The organism is Pseudonocardia sp. NPDC046786 (assembly GCF_040645415.1).
Taxonomy (GTDB): domain Bacteria; phylum Actinomycetota; class Actinomycetes; order Mycobacteriales; family Pseudonocardiaceae; genus Pseudonocardia; species Pseudonocardia kongjuensis.
Map to the genome: position 1 here is coordinate 156193 of NZ_JBEYYF010000002.1, position 17972 is coordinate 174164.

A 17972-nucleotide genomic window follows, 5' to 3' on the forward strand; every position below is an offset into this window, starting at 1 on the left:
GCTTCCCCACCGCGCCGCGCTCTCTCCTGCCCGCGCCCCGCCCGCCCGGCGGCGCCGCGCTTCGCCGCCCGCACTGCGCTCCGCCAGTCGCGCCGCGCCCCGCCCGACCGCGCCGCGCCGCGTACCGCCCGCCCGCCCGCACTCCGCAAGTCCCGCCCAGCCCAGCCCCACACCCGCCGAGATGCAGACCACAGGGAGTTGTCGATCTCCCCAGCCCCCTGAGCTGCATCTCGATGCACCGGGAGCGAGCCCGGCCCCGCCCCGCAACGGGGGCGGTCGTATTGTCGCGAACCGTGAGCGCACCCCAGACCCAGCCGCTGTTCGACTGCAGCGACCCGAGTGAGCGCCGCCGTGGATTGGCCGCTGCCGCCCGGGCCGTCCGTGCCGGGGAGCTGGTCGTGATGCCGACCGACACGGTGTACGGCATCGGGTGTGACGCGTTCAACGGCACCGGTGTGCGGAGCCTGCTCGCCGCGAAGCGGCGCGGCCCGGACATGCCGGTCGGCGTGCTCGTCGGGTCCTGGACGACGATCGACGGCCTGGTCACCAGTGTTCCGCAGGCCGCGCGTGCGCTGATCGAGGCGTTCTGGCCGGGCGAGGTGTCACTGGTGCTGGAGCACGCGCCGTCGTTGGCCTGGGACCTCGGCAGCACCCGCGGCACGGTGATGCTGCGGATGCCACTGCACCCGGTCGCGCTCGAGCTGCTGCGCGAGGTCGGCCCGATGGCGGTGTCGAGCGCGAACACCTCGGGCAACCCGCCGGCGTCGAACGTGACGGAGGCGATCACTCAGCTCGCCGGGAACGTCCAGGTGTACCTGGACGGCGGTCCGTCCGGCGATCCGGTCGCCTCGACGATCGTCGACCTGACCGGCGCCCGCCCGCGGATGCTGCGCGAGGGCGGGGTCTCGGCCGAACAGGTCGAGGAGGTCGTCGGCCAGGAGATCGACCGGATCCGAGCAGCGGAGGTGTGATCGCCCCGTCAGGGGCGCAGCCAGGGACGACGGGTACCGGTAGCGTGCCCGGGGTGAGTGAGCAGACCTTCTGGGGCCCGGACTTCACCGCACTGCAACAGCAGGATCCCGAGATCGCCGGGGTCGTGCTGGACGAGCTGGACCGCCTACGCGGCGGACTCCAGCTCATCGCGAGCGAGAACCTGACCAGCCCTGCGGTGCTGGCCGCACTCGGGTCGACGTTGTCCAACAAGTACGCCGAGGGTTACCCCGGCCGCCGGTACTACGGCGGCTGCGGTGTGGTGGACCAGGCGGAGAACATCGGCAACGCGCGCGCCAAGGAGCTGTTCGGCGCCGAGCACGCCAACCTGCAGCCGCACTCCGGCGCGAGCGCGAACCTCGCCGCCTACGCCGCGTTCGCCAAGCCCGGTGACACCGTGCTGGCGATGGACCTCAAGCAGGGCGGCCACCTGACGCACGGCAGCAAGGTCAACTTCTCCGGCCTCTGGTTCAACGCGGTGTCCTACCTGGTCCGTGAGGACACCGAGATCATCGACTACGACCAGGTCCGCGACCTGGCGAAGCAGCACCAGCCGAAAATCATCATCGCCGGTGCCACGGCGTACCCGCGGCTGATCGACTTCAAGATCTTCCGCGAGATCGCCGACGAGGTCGGCGCCAAGCTCATGGTCGACGCCGCGCACTTCATCGGCCTCGTCGCCGGGCAGGCGATCCCGTCCCCGGTGCCCTACGCCGACGTCGTCACCGCCACCACGCACAAGGTGCTGCGCGGCCCGCGCGGCGGCATGGTGCTCTGCCGCGAGGAGCACGCCAAGGCGATCGACAAGGCGGTGTTCCCGTTCTCCCAGGGCGGGCCGCTGATGCACGCCGTCGCCGCGAAGGCCGTCGCGATGAAGGAGGCCGCGCAGCCGGAGTACCAGGCGTACGCGCGGCAGGTCATCGCGAACGCCCAGGCGCTCGCCAAGAGCCTGGAGGCCGAGGGCATGCGGGCCGTCTCCGGCGGCACCGACAACCACCTCGCGCTGCTCGACCTGCGGCCGATCGGCGTCACCGGCGGGGAGGCTGAGACCCGCTGCGACCGGGCCGGGATCACCCTGAACAAGAACGCGATCCCGTACGACCCGGCGCCGCCGATGAAGCCCTCGGGCATCCGGGTGGGCTCGCCGAGCGTCACCACCCAGGGTATGACCGAGGCCGACATGGCCGAGGTCGGCAGCCTGCTGGCGCGCGCGGTGAAGGCCGAGCACGACACCCCGGCCGGCGACGCCGAGCTGCGCGACGTCGCCGAGGCGGTCACCGCGCTCGTCTCCCGGGCACCGGCCTACCCTCGGGGGTGACCCGAGCCCCGAGGCGGACCGGAGAGGCGTACCCGACGTGCCGGTGGACCAGCTGAGCTACGGACTCCCGATCCGCGAGTTCCTGCTCGTCGGCCTGGTCTCCGCCGTCGTCACGCTGCTGCTGACCGGCCCGGTCCGGATGCTGGCCCTCAAGGCCGGCGCGGTCGCCTGGCCGCGGGGACGGGACGTGCACGTCACCCCGACCCCGCGGTGGGGCGGCCTCGCGATGTTCGGCGGGGTGCTCGCCGGGCTGCTGCTGGCGCTCTCCCTGCCCGCGTTGCGGCTCGCCTACTTCGAGGGCAGCTCCGAGGTGATGGGCGTCGTCGTCGCGACCGGGCTGCTGGTCGGGGTCGGGCTGCTGGACGACCGCTTCGATCTCGACGCGATCACCAAGTTCGCCGCCCAGGTGACCGCGGGCGGGCTGCTGGTGCTCTACGGCGTGCAGTGGACGACGCTGTGGATCCCGCTCGGCGGCGGCGGTACCGGGATCTCCGGCTCGACGCTGATCCTCGGCCAGGGGCAGTCGGTGCTGCTGACGGTGCTGCTCACCGTCGCGCTGGTGAACGCGATGAACTTCGTCGACGGTCTGGACGGGCTCGCCGGCGGGATCGGGCTGATCACCACGCTGGCCACCGCGGTGTTCTGCGTCGGGCTGATCAGCGAGAACGGCAACGCGCCTGCGGCGTTCGGGCCGGCGCTGATCGCCGTCGTACTGGCCGGGGCCTGCCTGGGCTTCCTGCCGCACAACTTCCATCCGGCCCGGATCTTCATGGGCGACACCGGCTCGATGATGGTCGGGGTGATGCTGTCCGCGGCGATCACCGCCGCCTCCGGCCGGGTCGTCCCGGACGAGGAGACCTCCGCGAGCGACTTCCTCGCGCTGGTCGCCCCGCTGATCGTGCTCGTCGGGATCGTCTTCATCCCGGTGCTCGACCTGCTGATGGCGGTGATCCGCCGGACCCGTGCCGGGACCAGCCCGTTCAGCCCGGACAAGATGCACCTGCACCACCGGCTGCTGCAGCTCGGGCACAGCCACCGCCGCGCGGTGCTGCTGGTCTATCTGTGGGTCACGGTGCTGGCGTTCGGGGCCGTCGCGCTCGCCCTGGTCGACCAGACCGGGCTGGTGCTGGCCGCCATCGGTGTCGCGTTGATCATCGCGTTCGTCGCGTCCGCGGTGCCGCACCTGTCCCGGACGCGGACGGCCGCTGCGGGCACCGCCCCCGTCCGCTCCGTCGACGCCCCGGATCCGGGCGGACCGGCGCCGGACGGCGGGTCCGGGGACGGCGGTGCCCGGCGTGATCCGGCGGGCCGCGGCGGAGCCGTGGGGCCCACCGCGGGGAACGGCGTCCGGCCGGGCCGGGGCGCCCCTCCGGCGGGCAGGGTGAACGGGGCGCCCCGGGCAGAGGCCCCGCCGACCGCGACCCCGCCGCCTACGGCCCAGCCGTCCGCGATCCGGCCGCCTGCGACCCCGCCGACGGTGGGCCGACCGACCGGGGCGCCCGCGACGAGCACCCCGCCCGGCCCTGGCCCCCGTCGGCCCGCGCCGGGGAACCACTCCGCACCGGGGCAGGGCCCCGGTGCACCACCGAGGTGGGAGAGCGGTCCGTGGCTCGAGCGGCCGGTGACCGCGCCGCAGCACCGACGCCCCCCGCAGCCCCCGCCGCACGACGCCCGGGGCAGGACGGACACCGGAGCGACCGGGGCACCCCGGGACGGCCGCGACCCGGGGGCGTCCCGCGAGGACCGGGGCAGCGAGCAGCCGACCACCCCCACCCGGGCCCAACCCCCGGCCCGGGAGCACTGACCCGCCGAGCCGCGTCGCGGGAGGCCCCCGCCGGTCCGGTGCCGTGGAGGGCTGCGGAGACCGGACGGGCGGACGCCGGATACCGTGGTGGGAGGCGTCCCGACGGGACGTGCGGCGATCCGGAGGGCGGGCCGAACCGTGTGGCGATGGGACCGGTGGGGAACGGTCGACTACGACGGACCCGCCGTCGGGCAGGCCCAGGTGGTGCGCAGGTTGTCCGGCTCGATGGCCCGCGGTGCCGCGCTGACCGGGACCGTGGCGTCGCTGGTCTGCCTGGTGGTGGCGACCGTCGCGGTGGGCCTCCCCGGGACCTACGGTGCGGGTCTGGCCGGCCTGCTCGCCACCGGGTCCGCGCTGCTCACACCCGTGCTGATGCTCCGCACCACGCACCTCGACCCCGGGGCTGTGATGATGGCCTCATTCGTGGGCCTCGCCACCAAGGCGCTGGTGCTGCTGCTCGCCCTGTTCACCGTGGGCAGCGCACCGGGCCTGCACCGGATGTCGCTGGCGATCACGCTGCTCGTCGTGTTCGTCGTGACGACGGCGGCCGAGGCGTGGGCGGGCAGCAGGCTCCGGATCCTGATCGGGGCCGAGCCGGGACCTCCCAGCGCGTGACCAGGCGATCTTCGACCGGTTTGCCGGATTCTGAACCGGTCATGACGGCGCGGCCGGCGAGCGTCCGCACGCGGCGCCCCGGAGCGCCCCCGCCGGCGTCCGGTCGGTCCACCCGTACGGGGGGCCGCATCCGTCGTCCAAGATCGTTTCGTGCTGTGAAGCCCCTGGTGAGGTGGCTGACAGCCCCCGACGCGTTGTAGAAGTACGGCTGATAGCATCCGCGACGTAGGCGATGTGGGTGACTTCCGGTGTTTCGACCCGGGCGCCTGAAAGTCATCGCACCGCGAGGCACCTTGCAGGCGATCCCCCGTTTCGCGCGGACGCGGGACGGGAGCACCGGAAGGACCCCCATTGGGCACGTTCGTACTGGCGGCCGAAGAGTTCACGCCACCCGGCGCCGGCCTCTTCGAGTACCCGCCCATCTTCGGCGCTGTCACGAAGCCGATGGTGCTGGCCGTCCTGTCGCTCATCATCGTCGCCGCGGTGTTCACGCTCGGCACGCGCAAGCTCGCCATCGTGCCCGGCAAGTTCCAGTTCGGCCTCGAGTCGTTCTACAACATCCCGCGCAACACGATGGCCCGCGACCAGATCGGCTCCGACGAGTTCAAGCGCTACATCCCGCTGATCCTGGGTCTGTTCAGCTTCATCCTGGTCAACAACATCTTCGCGATCATCCCCTTCATCCAGTTCCCGACGATGTCGAGGATCGGATTCCCGATCGCGCTGGCGCTGTTCGTCTACGTCTTCTACCACTACGCCGGGTTCAAGAAGCACGGGTTCGCCGGCTACATCAAGCACGCCGCGCTCCCGCCCGGCGTCCCGGTCTTCATCGCGCCGCTGATCATCGTGATCGAGCTGGTGCAGAAGTTCCTGGTGCAGCCGCTCTCGCTGGCACTGCGTGTGTTCGCCGCCATGTTCGCCGGACACCTCATCCTGGCGCTCACCGCTGTCGGCGCCTTCTTCCTGTTCTCCGCGGGCGGTGCCCTGATCGTGGCCTCGCCGGTGGTGTTCGTCGGCGGTATCGCCTTCACCTTCCTGGAAGCCCTGATCCAGGTCATCCAGGCCTACGTCTTCGCGCTGCTCGCCGCCGTCTTCATCGGCGCGGCGATCTCAGAAGACCACTGAGACACACCAGCCCGGCGCGGCAGCGCCGACCCGATCCGCCGGCTCGTCCGGCACCCCCCACCGAACGACCCGCACCCCGCGGACCCGACGGAAGGAAAGCGACATGAGCGCCACCCAGGTTCTCGCCCAGCAGGCGGTCGACATCAACCCCGGCCTCGCGGCCATCGGCTTCGGCGCCAGCGCCATCGGCGCCGGCATCGGCGTCGGCCTGATCTGGTCGGCTGTCATCAGCGGCACCGCCCGCCAGCCGGAGGCCCGCGGCCAGCTGATGGGTATCGGCTGGACCACCTTCGTGCTCGCCGAGCTGGTCATGCTGATCGGCCTGGTGCTGTTCTTCATCGCCGGCGGCTGATCACATCCATGCCGGTCCCCGCACCGGCGGCCACGTCAGGGAAGGACACACGGTGGAACTGATTCTCGCCGCCGAGGAACCGCTTCCGATTCTCCCGCACCTCGATGAGCTCGTGCTCGGCCTGGTCGCGTTCGGGATCCTGCTCTTCGTGCTCTGGAAGTTCGCGGTGCCGCGCTTCGAGAAGCTCTACGAGGAGCGGACCGACGCGATCGAGGGCGGTCTGAAGCGTGCTCAGGAGACCCAGGAGCAGGCGGACCGGCTGAAGAAGGAGTACGAGGAGCAGCTGGCCGGCCTCCGGGCCGAGGCGGCGCGCATCCGCGACGACGCCCGCGCCGAGGGCCAGCAGATCAAGGCCGAGCTGCGGGCCGAGGCCGAGCAGGAGGCCGCGCGGATCAAGGCCCGCGGCGAGGAGCAGATCGTCGCCGCCCGCGACGCCGCCCAGCGCTCGCTCCGCAACGAGGTCGGCGGCCTGTCCGTCCAGCTCGCCGAGCGCCTGCTGCGCGAGCAGCTCGCCGACGACTCGCGTCGCTCCGCGACGATCGACTCGTTCCTCGGTGAGCTCGACCAGCAGGGCGCTGCCCAGGGGAGCGGGGCGAACTGATGGCGACGGTGCTGCAGCCCGCCTCCCGGGAGGCGCTCGCCGCGCTGACCGAGCGGCTGGACGCCCACGCCGACGGCGCCTCCGCCCGGGACCTGACCACGACCGCGGACGAGCTGTTCGCGGTGGCCCGGTTCCTGGACGGCGAGCGCGCGATCCAGCGACTGCTGGCCGACGCGTCCTCCCCGGAGGAGACACGCGTCGACCTGGTGAACCGGCTCCTCGGCAACCAGCTCTCGCAGCCGACGGTCGAGCTGGTCTCCGAGCTGGCGCGCAAGCGCTGGTCGAAGACCAGCGACGTCGTCACCGCCGCGGAGACGCTGGCCCGGCTGGCCGCCGTCGCCGTCGCCGAGAAGACGTCCTCGCTGGACGAGGTGGAGGACCAGCTCTTCCGCTTCGGCCGGATCCTCGGCCGTGAGCCCCAGCTCAACAGCCTGCTCGCCGACACGACGAAGCCGGTCGAGGGCCGCCTGCGGCTGCTCGACGAGGTGCTGGGTGACCGGGTCTACCCGGTCACCGCGACGCTGCTGCGGGAGGCCGTGCGGCTGCCCCGGGGCAGGCACCTCGATGTCGTCGCCGAGCAGCTCGCCGAGCTCGCGGCCGCCCGCCGGAACCGCTCGGTGGCGAAGGTGCGCACGCCCGTGGAGCTGACCTCCGAGCAGGAGGCGAAGCTCGAAGACACACTCGGCCGGATCTACGGCCGGAAGATCTCCCTGCAGGTCGAGCTCGACCGGAACCTCCTCGGAGGACTGGTCGTGCAGGTCGGCGGCGAGGTCATCGACGGAAGCGTGGCCGGCCGGCTGGCCGCCGCGCGCCGGTCCCTGCCCAGCTGACCTGCTGAGTGAGCGCGCCGGTCCGCCGGCGGCACGATCTCAGACCCCGTTCGAGAGAAGGAACGACGCAGCCATGACAGAGCTGACGATCTCCTCCGAGGAGATCCGGAGTGCGATCTCCAGCTACGTCTCGTCGCTGGAGAGCGACACGTCCCGGCGCGAGGTCGGGACCGTGTCCGACACCGGTGACGGCATTGCGCACATCGAGGGCCTGCCCTCGGCCATGACCAACGAGCTCCTCGAGTTCGAGGGCGGCGTCCGTGGCGTCGCGCTGAACCTCGAGCCGACCGAGATCGGCGCCGTCGTCCTCGGTGACTACACCGGGATCGAGGAGGGCCAGCAGGTCACTCGCACCGGCGAGGTCCTCTCGGTCCCGGTCGGCGAGGGCTACCTCGGTCGGGTCGTCGACCCGCTGGGCAACGCGATCGACGGCCTCGGTGACATCGAGACCGACTCGCGGCGCGTGCTGGAGCTCCAGGCGGCCGGCGTGATGGACCGCCAGGAGGTCCGCGAGCCGCTGCAGACCGGCATCAAGGCGATCGACGCCATGACGCCGATCGGCCGTGGCCAGCGCCAGCTGGTGATCGGCGACCGCAAGACCGGCAAGACCGCGGTCTGCGTCGACACGATCATCAACCAGAAGGAGAACTGGGACTCCGGGGACCCGGCGAAGCAGGTCCGCTGCATCTACGTCGCGGTCGGCCAGAAGGGCTCCACGATCGCCGGTGTCCGGCAGTCGCTGGAGGACGCGGGCGCGCTGGAGTACACGACGATCGTCGCGGCTCCCGCCTCCGACCCGGCCGGCTACAAGTGGCTCGCGCCCTACACCGGCTCGGCCATCGGTCAGCACTGGATGTACCAGGGCAAGCACGTCCTGATCATCTTCGACGACCTCTCCAAGCAGGCCGAGGCGTACCGCGCCATCTCGCTGCTGCTGCGCCGCCCGCCGGGCCGCGAGGCCTACCCGGGCGACGTCTTCTACCTGCACTCGCGGCTGCTCGAGCGTTGCGCCAAGCTCTCCGACGGCCTCGGCGCCGGCTCGATGACCGGCCTGCCGATCATCGAGACCAAGGCCAACGACGTGTCGGCCTACATCCCGACCAACGTCATCTCGATCACCGACGGCCAGGTCTTCCTGGAGTCCGACCTGTTCAACCAGGGCGTCCGCCCGGCGATCAACGTCGGTATCTCGGTCTCCCGGGTCGGTGGCTCCGCGCAGGTCAAGGCGATGCGGAAGGTGTCCGGCTCGCTGCGTCTGGACCTGTCGCAGTACCGCGAGCTGGAGGCGTTCGCCGCCTTCGGTTCCGACCTCGACGCCGCCTCGGCCGCCGCGCTGGGCCGCGGTGAGCGCCTGGTCGAGCTGCTCAAGCAGGCCCAGTACGCGCCGGTCGCGGTGCAGGACCAGGTCGTGTCGATCTGGCTGGGCACCTCGGGCAAGCTCGACTCGGTGCCGGTCGCCGACGTGCAGCGTTTCGAGTCCGAGTTCCGCGAGTACTCCCGGCGGCACGCCTCGGGCGCGCTCGACGAGATCACCGGGACCGGGCAGCTCTCCGACGACGCGGTCGAGACCCTGACCACGGCGGTCGACGAGTTCAAGCGCAACGAATTCACCGCGTCCGACGGTTCCTCGGTCGTCCCCAAGGAGCAGGCCGCAGAGGCGCTCGACGAGGACGACGTCGAGCAGGAGACCGTCACGGTCAACAAGAAGGCCTGAGGCTGATACCCGATGGCGGCACAGATCCGGGTGTTGCGCCGGCGTATCCGGTCGACGCAGTCCATCAAGAAGATCACCCGTTCCCAGGAGCTGATCGCGACCTCACGGATCGCGAAGGCCCGGGCGCGGGTGCAGGAGGCCCGTCCCTACGCCGAGCTGATGACGAGCACGCTCTCCGAGCTCGCGTCCAACTCGGCGCTGGACCACCCCCTGCTGGTCGAGCGCGAGGAGCCGAAGAAGGCCGCGGTGCTGGTCGTGACCAGCGACCGCGGCCAGTGCGGCGGCTACAACGCGAACGTGCTCAAGGAGGCCGAGCAGCTCCAGTCGCTGCTGCGTGAGCAGGGCAAGGAGCCGGTGCTCTACGTGATCGGCCGCAAGGGCGTCTCGTACTACCGGTTCCGCAAGCGGGAGATCGAGGAGTCCTGGACCGGCTTCTCCGAGCAGCCCGGTTACGAGCACGCGGCCGCGGCGGCGAAGACGCTGGTCGACGCCTTCATGGCCGGTGCAGGTGACGCGGATGTGCCCGAGGGCATCCAGGCGGTGGACGAGCTGCACCTCGTCTACACCAGCTTCAAGAACATGATCACGCAGGTCCCGCAGGCCCGCCGGATGGCGCCGCTGGAGGTCACCTACGCGGCCGACACCGCCTCGGCGAAGCCGGTCGACGAGATCGACTCCGACGCGGACACGGCGCAGAGCCAGTCCGAGCACCCGGAGCGCAAGGCGCTGCAGTCGCTGTACGAGTTCGAGCCGGACCCGGACACACTGTTCGACGCGCTGCTCCCGAAGTACATCGGGGCCCGCCTCTACGCGGCGTTGCTGGAGTCGGCCGCGTCGGAGTCGGCGAACCGGCAGCGGGCCATGAAGGCGGCGACCGACAACGCCAACGAATTGATCCGTAGTCTGACCCTGGAAGCCAACCAGGCCCGTCAGGCTCAGATCACCCAGGAGATCAGCGAGATCGTCGGTGGTGTCGACGCCCTCGCGAGCGCAGGAAGTGAGAGCTGATGACCGCAACCGCCGAGACCGGCACCACCGGGACGATCACCGGGCGCGTCGTCCGGGTGGCCGGCCCGGTCGTCGACGTCGAGTTCCCGCGCGACCAGGTGCCCGACCTGTACAACGCGCTGACGCTGGACGTCGACCTGTCCGGTGACCGTCGCACGCTGACCCTGGAGATCGCCCAGCACCTGGGCGACAACCTGGTCCGCACCATCTCGATGCAGCCGACCGACGGCGTGGTCCGCGGCCAGGAGGTCAGCGACCTCGGCCGCCCGATCTCGGTGCCGGTGGGCGACCAGGTCAAGGGGCACGTGTTCAACGCCCTGGGCGACTGCCTGGACGACCCGAACATCCAGTTCACCGGCGACCTGCGGTCCATCCACCAGAAGGCGCCGCGGTTCGACCAGCTCGAGGGCAAGACCGAGATGCTGGAGACCGGCATCAAGGTCCTCGACCTCATGACGCCGTACGTGGTCGGCGGCAAGATCGGCCTGTTCGGCGGCGCGGGCGTCGGCAAGACCGTGCTGATCCAGGAGATGATCCAGCGCGTCGCGCTGAACTTCGGCGGCACCTCGGTGTTCGCCGGCGTCGGCGAGCGCACCCGTGAGGGCAACGACCTCATCACGGAGATGACCGAGTCGGGCGTCATGAAGAACACCGCCCTGGTGTTCGGCCAGATGGACGAGCCGCCGGGCACCCGTATGCGGGTCGCGCTGTCCGCGCTGACCATGGCGGAGTACTTCCGCGACGCGCAGGACCAGGACGTCCTGCTCTTCATCGACAACATCTTCCGGTTCACCCAGGCCGGCCAGGAGGTCTCCACCCTGCTGGGCCGGATGCCGTCCGCGGTGGGGTACCAGCCCACCCTGGCCGACGAGATGGGCGAGCTGCAGGAGCGGATCACCTCGACCCGCGGCCGGTCGATCACCTCGATGCAGGCGATCTACGTCCCCGCGGACGACTACACCGACCCGGCCCCGGCGACCACGTTCGCGCACCTGGACGCCACCACCGAGCTCTCCCGGCCGATCTCCCAGAAGGGGATCTACCCGGCGGTGGACCCGCTGACCTCGACCTCGCGGATCCTGGACCCGCAGTTCGTCGGCGACGAGCACTTCCGCGTCGCCAACGAGGTCAAGCGGATCCTGCAGAAGTACAACGACCTGCAGGACATCATCGCCATCCTCGGTATCGACGAGCTGTCCGAGGAGGACAAGCAGCTGGTCGGCCGGGCGCGCCGGATCGAGCGCTTCCTGTCGCAGAACCTGCTGGTCGCCGAGCAGTTCACCGGCCAGAAGGGCTCGACGGTCCCGCTGAAGGAGACCATCGAGGCGTTCGACAAGATCGCCAAGGGCGAGTTCGACGACGTCCCGGAGCAGGCGTTCTTCCTCTGCGGTGGTCTGGACGACCTGGAGAAGAACCGCAAGAAGCTCGAGCAGGGCTGATTCATGCCTGCTGAGATGACCGTGGAGCTGGTCTCCGTCGAGCGGCGGCTGTGGTCGGGCGGCGCGCGGTTCGTGCTCGCCCGCACCACCGTCGGCGAGGTGGGCATCCTGCCCGGCCACCAGCCGATGCTGGCGCAGCTGGAGGAGGCGGGCATCGTCCGGATCGACACCAGCGACGGTGTGAAGCGCACCATCGCGGTGCACGGCGGGTTCCTGTCGGTGTCGGCCGAGCGGGTGTCGATCCTGGCGGAGTTCGCCGAGCAGTCCGACGAGATCGACGTCGAGCGGGCCCGGAGGGCACTGGACCGGGCGGACGACTCCGACGAGGGAACGGCCGCCAAGGCCCGCGCGGAGGTCCGTCTCCGCGCAGCCGAGGCCAACTAGGGGCCGGGGGAGACACACGCACGTGGAGCTCATCGCGGCGATCGTCGGAGTTCTGCTGCTGTGTCTGGTCGTCCCCCTGGTCTGGCTCGCCGTACGGCGGGTGCGACTCATGCGGAACGGCGGCGTGGACCTGTGTCTGCGCCGCCGTTTCGCTGTCACGGACTGGCATTTCGGGGTGGGCCGCTACGAGGGCGAGCGGTTCGCCTGGTACCGGCTCACCAGCTTCCGGATCGGCCCGACGGTCGTCGTCGAGCGGGGTGAGCTGGAGATCGTCGACCGGCGCCCGCCGCACCGCTCCGAGGAGTTCGCGATCCCGATGGCGGTCGAGGTGCTGCGCTGCCGCGGCCGGGACGCCGGCGGCCGCGAGATCGACGTCGAGCTCGCGATGTCGTCCGACGTGCGGACCGGCTTCATGGCGTGGCTGGAGTCGACGCCGCCGGGCCACAACCACTACCGCGAGGCGTCGTAGCGGCGGACCCGGCCCGCGTCAGGACCGGGGAGCGCCGTGCGGTCCGCCCGGCCGCCACAGCACGTCGCCGTCCGGGTTCGCGACCCGGCCGAGGATGAACAGCAGGTCCGACAGCCGGTTCAGGTACTGCGCGGTCAGCGGGTTGGTGCGCTCCGCGTCGTCCTCCAGCAGTGCCCACACCGACCGCTCGGCGCGCCGGGTGACGGTCCGGGCGACGTGCAGGTACGCCCCGCCGGGGGTGCCGCCGGGCAGGATGAACGAGCTGAGCTTCGGCAGCTCCGGGTTGAACTCGTCGCACCAGCCCTCGAGCCGGGTGACGTAGCCCTCGGTGACCCGCAGCGGCGGGTACTCGGGGTCCTCGACGATCGGCGCGCACAGGTCCGCGCCGACGTCGAACAGGTCGTTCTGGATCTGCCGCAGCGGATCGGCGACCCGCTCGGCGAGCCCGCCGAGGGTGACCGCGACGCCGATCGCGGCGTTCGCCTCGTCGGTGTCGGCGTAGGCGGCCAGCCGCGGGTCCGTCTTGCGGACCCGGCTGAAGTCGCCGAGGGCCGTCGTGCCGTCGTCGCCGGTCTTGGTGTAGATCCGAGTGAGGTGTACAGCCACACCGACAGGCTATGCGGCGCGGCGACACGCGGACCAGACCGGACCGGCCGTCCCGCCCCACGACAACCGTTCGGTGTGTTGCGCCGGACGGTGCAACCTCTCCCCGACACGTCGGGGTGTGCCCGGGGGCCGGTGGCCGTCCCGTTACCGTTCCAGGCGTGGTGGAGCATTTCGCGGTCCGTGGCGGGGCCCGGCTGAGCGGGTCCGTCGACGTCGTCGGGGCGAAGAACAGCGTGCTCAAGCTGATGGCGGCGGCACTGCTCGCCGAGGGCCGGACGACGCTGGAGAACTGTCCGGAGATCCTGGACGTGCCGCTGATGGCCGACGTCCTGCGCAGCCTGGGCTGCACGGTGACGATCGAGGGCCCGACGGTGCACATCGACGTCCCGGCCGATCCCGGCGCCGAGGCCGACTACCGGTCGGTGTCGAAGCTGCGGGCGTCGGTCTGCGTGCTCGGGCCGCTGGTGGCGCGCTGCCGGCGGGCGGTCGTCCCGCTGCCCGGGGGCGACGCGATCGGCTCCCGGCCGCTGGACATGCACCAGAACGGGCTGCGCAAGCTCGGGGCGACGACCGACATCGTGCACGGCAGCGTCACCGCCTCCGCCGGGGACCTGCACGGCGCGCAGATCTGGCTGGACTTCCCCAGCGTCGGCGCCACCGAGAACATCCTGATGGCCGCCGTGCTCGCCGAGGGCACCACGGTCATCGACAACGCCGCCCGCGAGCCGGAGATCGTCGATCTCTGCGTGATGCTGCAGCAGATGGGCGCGAAGCTGGAGGGCGTCGGCTCGTCCACCCTGACCGTGCACGGCGTGACCGGGCTGCAGCCGACCACGCACCGGGTGATCGGGGACCGGATCGTCGGTGCGACCTGGGCGTTCGCCGCCGCGATGACGCGCGGCGAGGTGACCGTGCGCGGCGTCGACCCGCACCACATCGACCTGGTGCTGGACAAGCTGCGCAGCGCGGGCGCCGAGATCACCGTCGGCGACCACCAGTTCACCGTCGCCCAGGCGGAGCGCCCGCAGGCGGTGGACTTCGTGACGCTGCCCTACCCGGGCTTCGCGACCGACCTGCAGCCGATGGCGATCGCCCTGTCCGCGGTCGCCGACGGCACCTCGATGATCACCGAGAACGTGTTCGAGGCCCGGTTCCGGTTCGTCGACGAGATGGTGCGGCTCGGCGCCGACGCCCGCACCGACGGCCATCACGCCGTCGTCCGTGGGCGGCCGGAGCTGTCCAGCGCGCCGGTGTGGGCCAGTGACATCCGGGCCGGCGCCGGGCTGGTGCTGGCCGGGCTCTGCGCGCGCGGCTCGACCGAGGTGTGGGACGTCGCGCACATCGACCGCGGTTACCCCCGGTTCGTGGAGAACCTCAGCGCGCTCGGCGCGGACATCGCCCGGGTCGCCGGCGAGCCGGAGCGCTAGGAGCTAACCGGCGGGCGTCCGGTGGGGCGGGCGAACGACGAGTAGGCGCGCAGCCGGTGCACCGAGCCCGGCAGGTAGACCGCCGAGCGCAGTGACGGGCCGCGCTCCAGGGCGGTCCGGGTCCCGGCCACGACGTGGTCGCGCACGGCCCGGTCGAGCACCGGCTTCAGCGTGGCCAGCAGGTCGTCGGTCAGCGCCGGCCCGAAGTCCCGGTCGGCGGGCTGCTCGATCCCGTCGCCGCCCGCGAGCACCCGGGTGGCGTGCCGGGCCTCGGCGTCCAGGGCCAGGCCCTGTTCGGCGGACCGGAGCACCGCCGGGAGCCCGGGATCGACGGCTCCGGCCGGCCGGGCTCGTTCCGGGGCGACCGAGACCCGCAGGTCGACGCCGTGCCGGTCGGTCACCAGCGCGGCCGCGCAGCGGTCCAGCAGCGGGAGCAGCCCGGCACCGGCGTCGCGGTCGACGTCGGCGAGCACGGTCAGCACGATCCGCAGGTGCGACGCGGCGTCCGGTGTGGCCGGCCGGCCGCGGTCCGACCAGGAGATCTCGATGACGCCGCCGATCCAGGCACCGCACGGTCCCGCGTCCAGTTCGCGCAGCACCGCGGCGCGGGCCGACGCGTCGTCGGCGCGGTCGGCGATCCGGCGCAGGCAGTCCGGGTCGCAACCCGGGTCGATCCCGAAGCGCAGGACGGCGTCCGGGTCGTCGACGAGGCCGGCCAGCGCGATCGGCGGGGCCGTACTCCTGGGCGGCGCCGGTCGGAGGTTGCGCAGCGCCTGTGAGGCCAGGAGCGTTGTGTGGCCGCAGACCTCGTCGAAGTCGACGGGCGAGCCGTCGTCGGCCGAGCGGGTGGCCATCACCGCACGCGGAGGCCGTACGCATCGGAGGCATCGATGTAGAAGGAGCACAACGGTGCCGAGTCGCCGAAGGCGGCGGTCTGCACGACGCCGTATCCGTCCACGACGTGCACGGCGGAGTCCGGGGTGCCGACGACGACCGCCGCGGGCAGCGGGAGGGTCTGGACGGAGTAGTTGTAGCCGTCGTCGAAGTTGCTCCAGCCGCAGATGCGGGTCGGGCCGTCGCCCAGGTCGCCGGTGCCGGGCTCCCCGGGGTCGACTCCTCGGTCGGCCTGTTCGGCGGGGGTGAGGGCGGCGCAGGGATCGATGCCGGTGACGTCGATGTCGGCCGGCCGGGGTGGGAACGGGGAGTCCGGGGCTGCCTCGGCGCACCCGGTGAGCAGCGTGGTCGCGGCGAGGGCGATGAGCACGGAGCGGATGCGGCATGCCGCCGGTCGGGCCACGGACGCCCTCCGGACGGGTGAAGAGGCGCTCAGGCTAGCGGTCGGTGCCCGCCGCCCGGGACGGAACCGGCGACCCCACGGAGGGCTCGGCCGTGCCGGTGGGGTGGCCGTCCCCGTGCGCTGCGGCCGTGACCCGATCGTGGCAGTCTTCGCGTCACACTGACGAGGAGGTCGCCATGGTGCGCACGCCCGACACCGCCGACGTGGCCAGGGCCGGCCGCGGAGCGCGGGACGTGGCCCACTCCGCCCCGGTCCGGATCGCGGCCCGGGTCGGGATCGCCGCCAACGGCGTCCTGCACCTGCTGATCGGCTGGCTGGCCGTGCAGGTCGCGCTCGGCTCCGGCGGGCAGGCCGACCAGAACGGCGCGCTCGGCGCCATCGCCGCGGAGCCGCTCGGCCGGGCGTTCCTGTGGGTGCTCGTCGTCGGGTTCGCGGCCGTCGTGCTGTGGCGCTCGGTGTCGGCGGTGTGGGGGTTCGGCTACCTCGGTGACCGGAAGAAGCAGCTCGCGAAGCGGCTGGTCTCCGCCGGGCTGGCGGTGGTCTACCTGGTCCTGGCGATCGCGGCGGCGACCACCGCGATCCGCGGCCGGGCGTCGTCGGGCAGCGGCGGCCAGGCCACCGCCGGGCTGCTCGGGCTGCCGGGTGGGCAGATCATCACCGCGCTCGTCGGCCTCGGCGTCGTCATCGGCGGTGGCGTCATGATCTGGAACGGTTGGACGAAGCGGTTCATGGAGGACCAGGACCTCGCCGGCGCAGACACCCGGGCCCGGCGGCTCAACGCCCGCACCGGCCAGGCCGGGTTCATCGCCAAGGGCATCGCGTTCGGGGTGCTCGGGATCCTGCTCGGCGTCGCCGCGCTGACCTTCGACCCGCAGCGGGCGAACGGCCTGGACTCGGCGCTGAAGGCGCTGCGCGAGCAGCCCTACGGGGTGTTCCTGCTGATCGCGGTGGGGTTGGGGATCGCCTGCTACGGGGTCTTCTGCTTCCTCGACGCCCGGTACCACCGGGTCACCTGAACGACCCGGCGGTCTCGTCCTCGACGAGGCCGTACTGGACGGCGGCCTCGTTGAGGCGTGTGCAGGCTTCGTTCAGCTCGGCCAGGTGGGCGTTGTGCGTGGCGAGGATGTGGTCGATCTTCCGTTGAAACATCCGCTGTGCGTCCCTGGAGACCGGGTCGTCGCCGCAGCGGGGAATGTTCGTGAGGTTCAGGGCTGCAACGTTCAGGGCGAGCTGGATGGAGTCGGCCTGCTCCCGGAGAACCGCGTGCGTCTGTAGGACGTTCGAGACGTCGATTTGTGTCATGAGCGAGTCGGAGGCGGTGCCGCGTGGAAGTCGTGCGTCGATGTCCATGCGCCGACCGTAGGAAGTGCACATTCACCGGGGAGCGTTTCGGAAGCGAAGGTTCACAGCTGCGATCGCGGGTCATCGAGTGGGCCGGAGATTCTGTACCACCTGCGAGGTGAAGACCTCTGCGCGCCGGCACAGATCGTCGACGGGTTCCGGGCCGTCGCCGTCGTCGTCTCCCGTCGCCTGGGTCAGCGTCCGGATACCCATGACATCGGATGTGTCGACGTAGTACATGCACAGCGGGACCGAAGTCGTGTAGGCGGTGACCTGTACGACCCCGTAGCCGCCGATCTCCCGGACGACCGAGTCAGGGCTGCCGACCGTGACCGCGGCGGGGACCGGGGTGGTCTGGACGGTGTAGTTGTAGCCGTCGTCGAAGTTGCTCCAGCTGCAGGTTCGCGTCGGGCCGTCGCTGAGTTCGGCGGTACCTGCCGAACCGGGCCCCACACCGAGTGCGAGCTGTTGGTCGGGTTCCAGAGCGGTGCAGAGGTCGACGGTGGTGGTGTCGATGTCGGCGGGCCGGGGTGGGAACGGGCCGGTGGGCTCGCTGGTCCCGCAGCCGGCGAGCAGGGCTGCGATCGTGAGCAGGACGGCGGTGCGGCGCAGTGCCGGTCGTGCCACGGGTCCTCCGAGCGCCTGGGGAGGG

Annotated in this window: 19 protein-coding genes and 1 pseudogene; 15 read left to right on the plus strand and 5 right to left on the minus strand. The window is 71.7% G+C overall.

The window, feature by feature from the left end; all coding sequences use genetic code 11:
* The first annotated feature begins 293 nt into the window (after positions 1–293).
* From ABZ881_RS02685 to ABZ881_RS02745, 13 genes and pseudogenes are all read left to right on the plus strand, one after another.
* Positions 294–971 (plus strand): L-threonylcarbamoyladenylate synthase, encoded by a 678-nt coding sequence (locus tag ABZ881_RS02685; protein WP_358481262.1) that lies wholly within the window; start codon positions 294–296, stop codon positions 969–971.
* Between the two features lie 53 nt (positions 972–1024).
* Positions 1025–2308: a serine hydroxymethyltransferase gene (gene glyA, locus ABZ881_RS02690; RefSeq protein ID WP_358481263.1), complete on the plus strand. Its 1284-nt coding sequence runs from the start codon at positions 1025–1027 to the stop codon at positions 2306–2308.
* 43 nt (positions 2309–2351) lie between these two features.
* Positions 2352–3506, plus strand: a pseudogene (locus ABZ881_RS02695) (MraY family glycosyltransferase); the annotation flags it as partial.
* Positions 3507–4250: 744 nt separating this feature from the next.
* Complete coding sequence (locus ABZ881_RS02700; RefSeq protein WP_358481265.1) at positions 4251–4727, plus strand: hypothetical protein; 477 nt, start codon at positions 4251–4253, stop codon at positions 4725–4727.
* 351 nt (positions 4728–5078) lie between these two features.
* Entirely contained in the window at positions 5079–5852 is a 774-nt protein-coding gene (gene atpB / locus ABZ881_RS02705; RefSeq protein ID WP_358481267.1) for a F0F1 ATP synthase subunit A, read from the plus strand.
* A gap of 103 nt (positions 5853–5955) precedes the next feature.
* Positions 5956–6204, plus strand: coding sequence for an ATP F0F1 synthase subunit C (locus ABZ881_RS02710; RefSeq protein WP_358481268.1), 249 nt, complete (start codon positions 5956–5958; stop codon positions 6202–6204).
* Positions 6205–6256: 52 nt separating this feature from the next.
* Complete coding sequence (locus ABZ881_RS02715) at positions 6257–6805, plus strand: F0F1 ATP synthase subunit B (protein WP_358481269.1); 549 nt, start codon at positions 6257–6259, stop codon at positions 6803–6805.
* A complete protein-coding gene (locus ABZ881_RS02720; RefSeq protein ID WP_358481271.1) occupies positions 6805–7635 on the plus strand; it encodes a F0F1 ATP synthase subunit delta in 831 nt (276 codons plus the stop codon). The genes ABZ881_RS02715 and ABZ881_RS02720 overlap by 1 nt, the downstream gene beginning before the upstream one ends.
* A gap of 73 nt (positions 7636–7708) precedes the next feature.
* A complete protein-coding gene (atpA, locus tag ABZ881_RS02725; protein ID WP_358481273.1) occupies positions 7709–9349 on the plus strand; it encodes a F0F1 ATP synthase subunit alpha in 1641 nt (546 codons plus the stop codon).
* Between the two features lie 12 nt (positions 9350–9361).
* The gene (locus ABZ881_RS02730; protein WP_358481275.1) at positions 9362–10357 is read left to right on the plus strand and encodes a F0F1 ATP synthase subunit gamma; all 996 of its coding nucleotides are present in this window, start codon (positions 9362–9364) and stop codon (positions 10355–10357) included.
* A complete protein-coding gene (gene atpD, locus ABZ881_RS02735; RefSeq protein WP_358481277.1) occupies positions 10357–11796 on the plus strand; it encodes a F0F1 ATP synthase subunit beta in 1440 nt (479 codons plus the stop codon). Before ABZ881_RS02730 ends, atpD begins: the two co-directional genes overlap by 1 nt.
* 15 nt (positions 11797–11811) lie before the next feature.
* Complete coding sequence (locus ABZ881_RS02740) at positions 11812–12180, plus strand: F0F1 ATP synthase subunit epsilon (protein WP_358481575.1); 369 nt, start codon at positions 11812–11814, stop codon at positions 12178–12180.
* 22 nt (positions 12181–12202) lie between these two features.
* Positions 12203–12649 (plus strand): DUF2550 domain-containing protein, encoded by a 447-nt coding sequence (locus tag ABZ881_RS02745; RefSeq protein WP_344024433.1) that lies wholly within the window; start codon positions 12203–12205, stop codon positions 12647–12649.
* A gap of 18 nt (positions 12650–12667) precedes the next feature.
* Here the strand turns inward: ABZ881_RS02745 and ABZ881_RS02750 are convergent, their stop codons facing one another.
* A complete protein-coding gene (locus ABZ881_RS02750; RefSeq protein ID WP_358481279.1) occupies positions 12668–13255 on the minus strand; it encodes a cob(I)yrinic acid a,c-diamide adenosyltransferase in 588 nt (195 codons plus the stop codon).
* Positions 13256–13413: 158 nt separating this feature from the next.
* Here ABZ881_RS02750 and murA point away from each other — a divergent pair, with 158 nt between their 5' ends.
* A complete protein-coding gene (murA, locus tag ABZ881_RS02755; protein ID WP_344024438.1) occupies positions 13414–14682 on the plus strand; it encodes a UDP-N-acetylglucosamine 1-carboxyvinyltransferase in 1269 nt (422 codons plus the stop codon).
* Here the strand turns inward: murA and ABZ881_RS02760 are convergent.
* A complete protein-coding gene (locus tag ABZ881_RS02760) occupies positions 14679–15536 on the minus strand; it encodes a hypothetical protein (protein ID WP_358481281.1) in 858 nt (285 codons plus the stop codon). The genes murA and ABZ881_RS02760 overlap by 4 nt on opposite strands.
* Positions 15536–15946 (minus strand): DUF3558 family protein, encoded by a 411-nt coding sequence (locus ABZ881_RS02765; RefSeq protein ID WP_358481283.1) that lies wholly within the window; start codon positions 15944–15946, stop codon positions 15536–15538. The genes ABZ881_RS02760 and ABZ881_RS02765 overlap by 1 nt, the downstream gene beginning before the upstream one ends.
* A 209-nt stretch (positions 15947–16155) precedes the next feature.
* Here ABZ881_RS02765 and ABZ881_RS02770 point away from each other — a divergent pair, with 209 nt between their 5' ends.
* A complete protein-coding gene (locus ABZ881_RS02770; protein WP_358481286.1) occupies positions 16156–16995 on the plus strand; it encodes a DUF1206 domain-containing protein in 840 nt (279 codons plus the stop codon).
* Here the strand turns inward: ABZ881_RS02770 and ABZ881_RS02775 are convergent.
* A complete protein-coding gene (locus ABZ881_RS02775) occupies positions 16988–17329 on the minus strand; it encodes a PE domain-containing protein (RefSeq protein ID WP_358481288.1) in 342 nt (113 codons plus the stop codon). The two genes, ABZ881_RS02770 and ABZ881_RS02775, sit on opposite strands and share 8 nt — an antisense overlap.
* Before the next feature lie 72 nt (positions 17330–17401).
* Positions 17402–17947 carry a DUF3558 family protein gene (locus tag ABZ881_RS02780; protein ID WP_358481290.1) on the minus strand — a complete coding sequence of 182 codons (546 nt, stop codon included), beginning with the start codon at positions 17945–17947 and terminating at the stop codon, positions 17402–17404.
* Positions 17948–17972 lie beyond the last annotated feature (25 nt).

Excerpts from the sequence above, each read along its gene's own strand:
- ABZ881_RS02730 (WP_358481275.1), top strand. The coding sequence starts at position 9,362 with ATGGCGGCACAGATCCGGGTGTTGCGCCGGCGTATCCGGTCGACGCAG.
- atpA (WP_358481273.1), top strand. The coding sequence starts at position 7,709 with ATGACAGAGCTGACGATCTCCTCCGAGGAGATCCGGAGTGCGATCTCC.
- ABZ881_RS02775 (WP_358481288.1), bottom strand. The coding sequence starts at position 17,329 with ATGGACATCGACGCACGACTTCCACGCGGCACCGCCTCCGACTCGCTC.
- ABZ881_RS02760 (WP_358481281.1), bottom strand. The coding sequence starts at position 15,536 with ATGGCCACCCGCTCGGCCGACGACGGCTCGCCCGTCGACTTCGACGAG.
- ABZ881_RS02770 (WP_358481286.1), top strand. The coding sequence starts at position 16,156 with ATGGTGCGCACGCCCGACACCGCCGACGTGGCCAGGGCCGGCCGCGGA.
- atpD (WP_358481277.1), top strand. The coding sequence starts at position 10,357 with ATGACCGCAACCGCCGAGACCGGCACCACCGGGACGATCACCGGGCGC.
- ABZ881_RS02720 (WP_358481271.1), top strand. The coding sequence starts at position 6,805 with ATGGCGACGGTGCTGCAGCCCGCCTCCCGGGAGGCGCTCGCCGCGCTG.
- ABZ881_RS02710 (WP_358481268.1), top strand. The coding sequence starts at position 5,956 with ATGAGCGCCACCCAGGTTCTCGCCCAGCAGGCGGTCGACATCAACCCC.
- ABZ881_RS02740 (WP_358481575.1), top strand. The coding sequence starts at position 11,812 with ATGACCGTGGAGCTGGTCTCCGTCGAGCGGCGGCTGTGGTCGGGCGGC.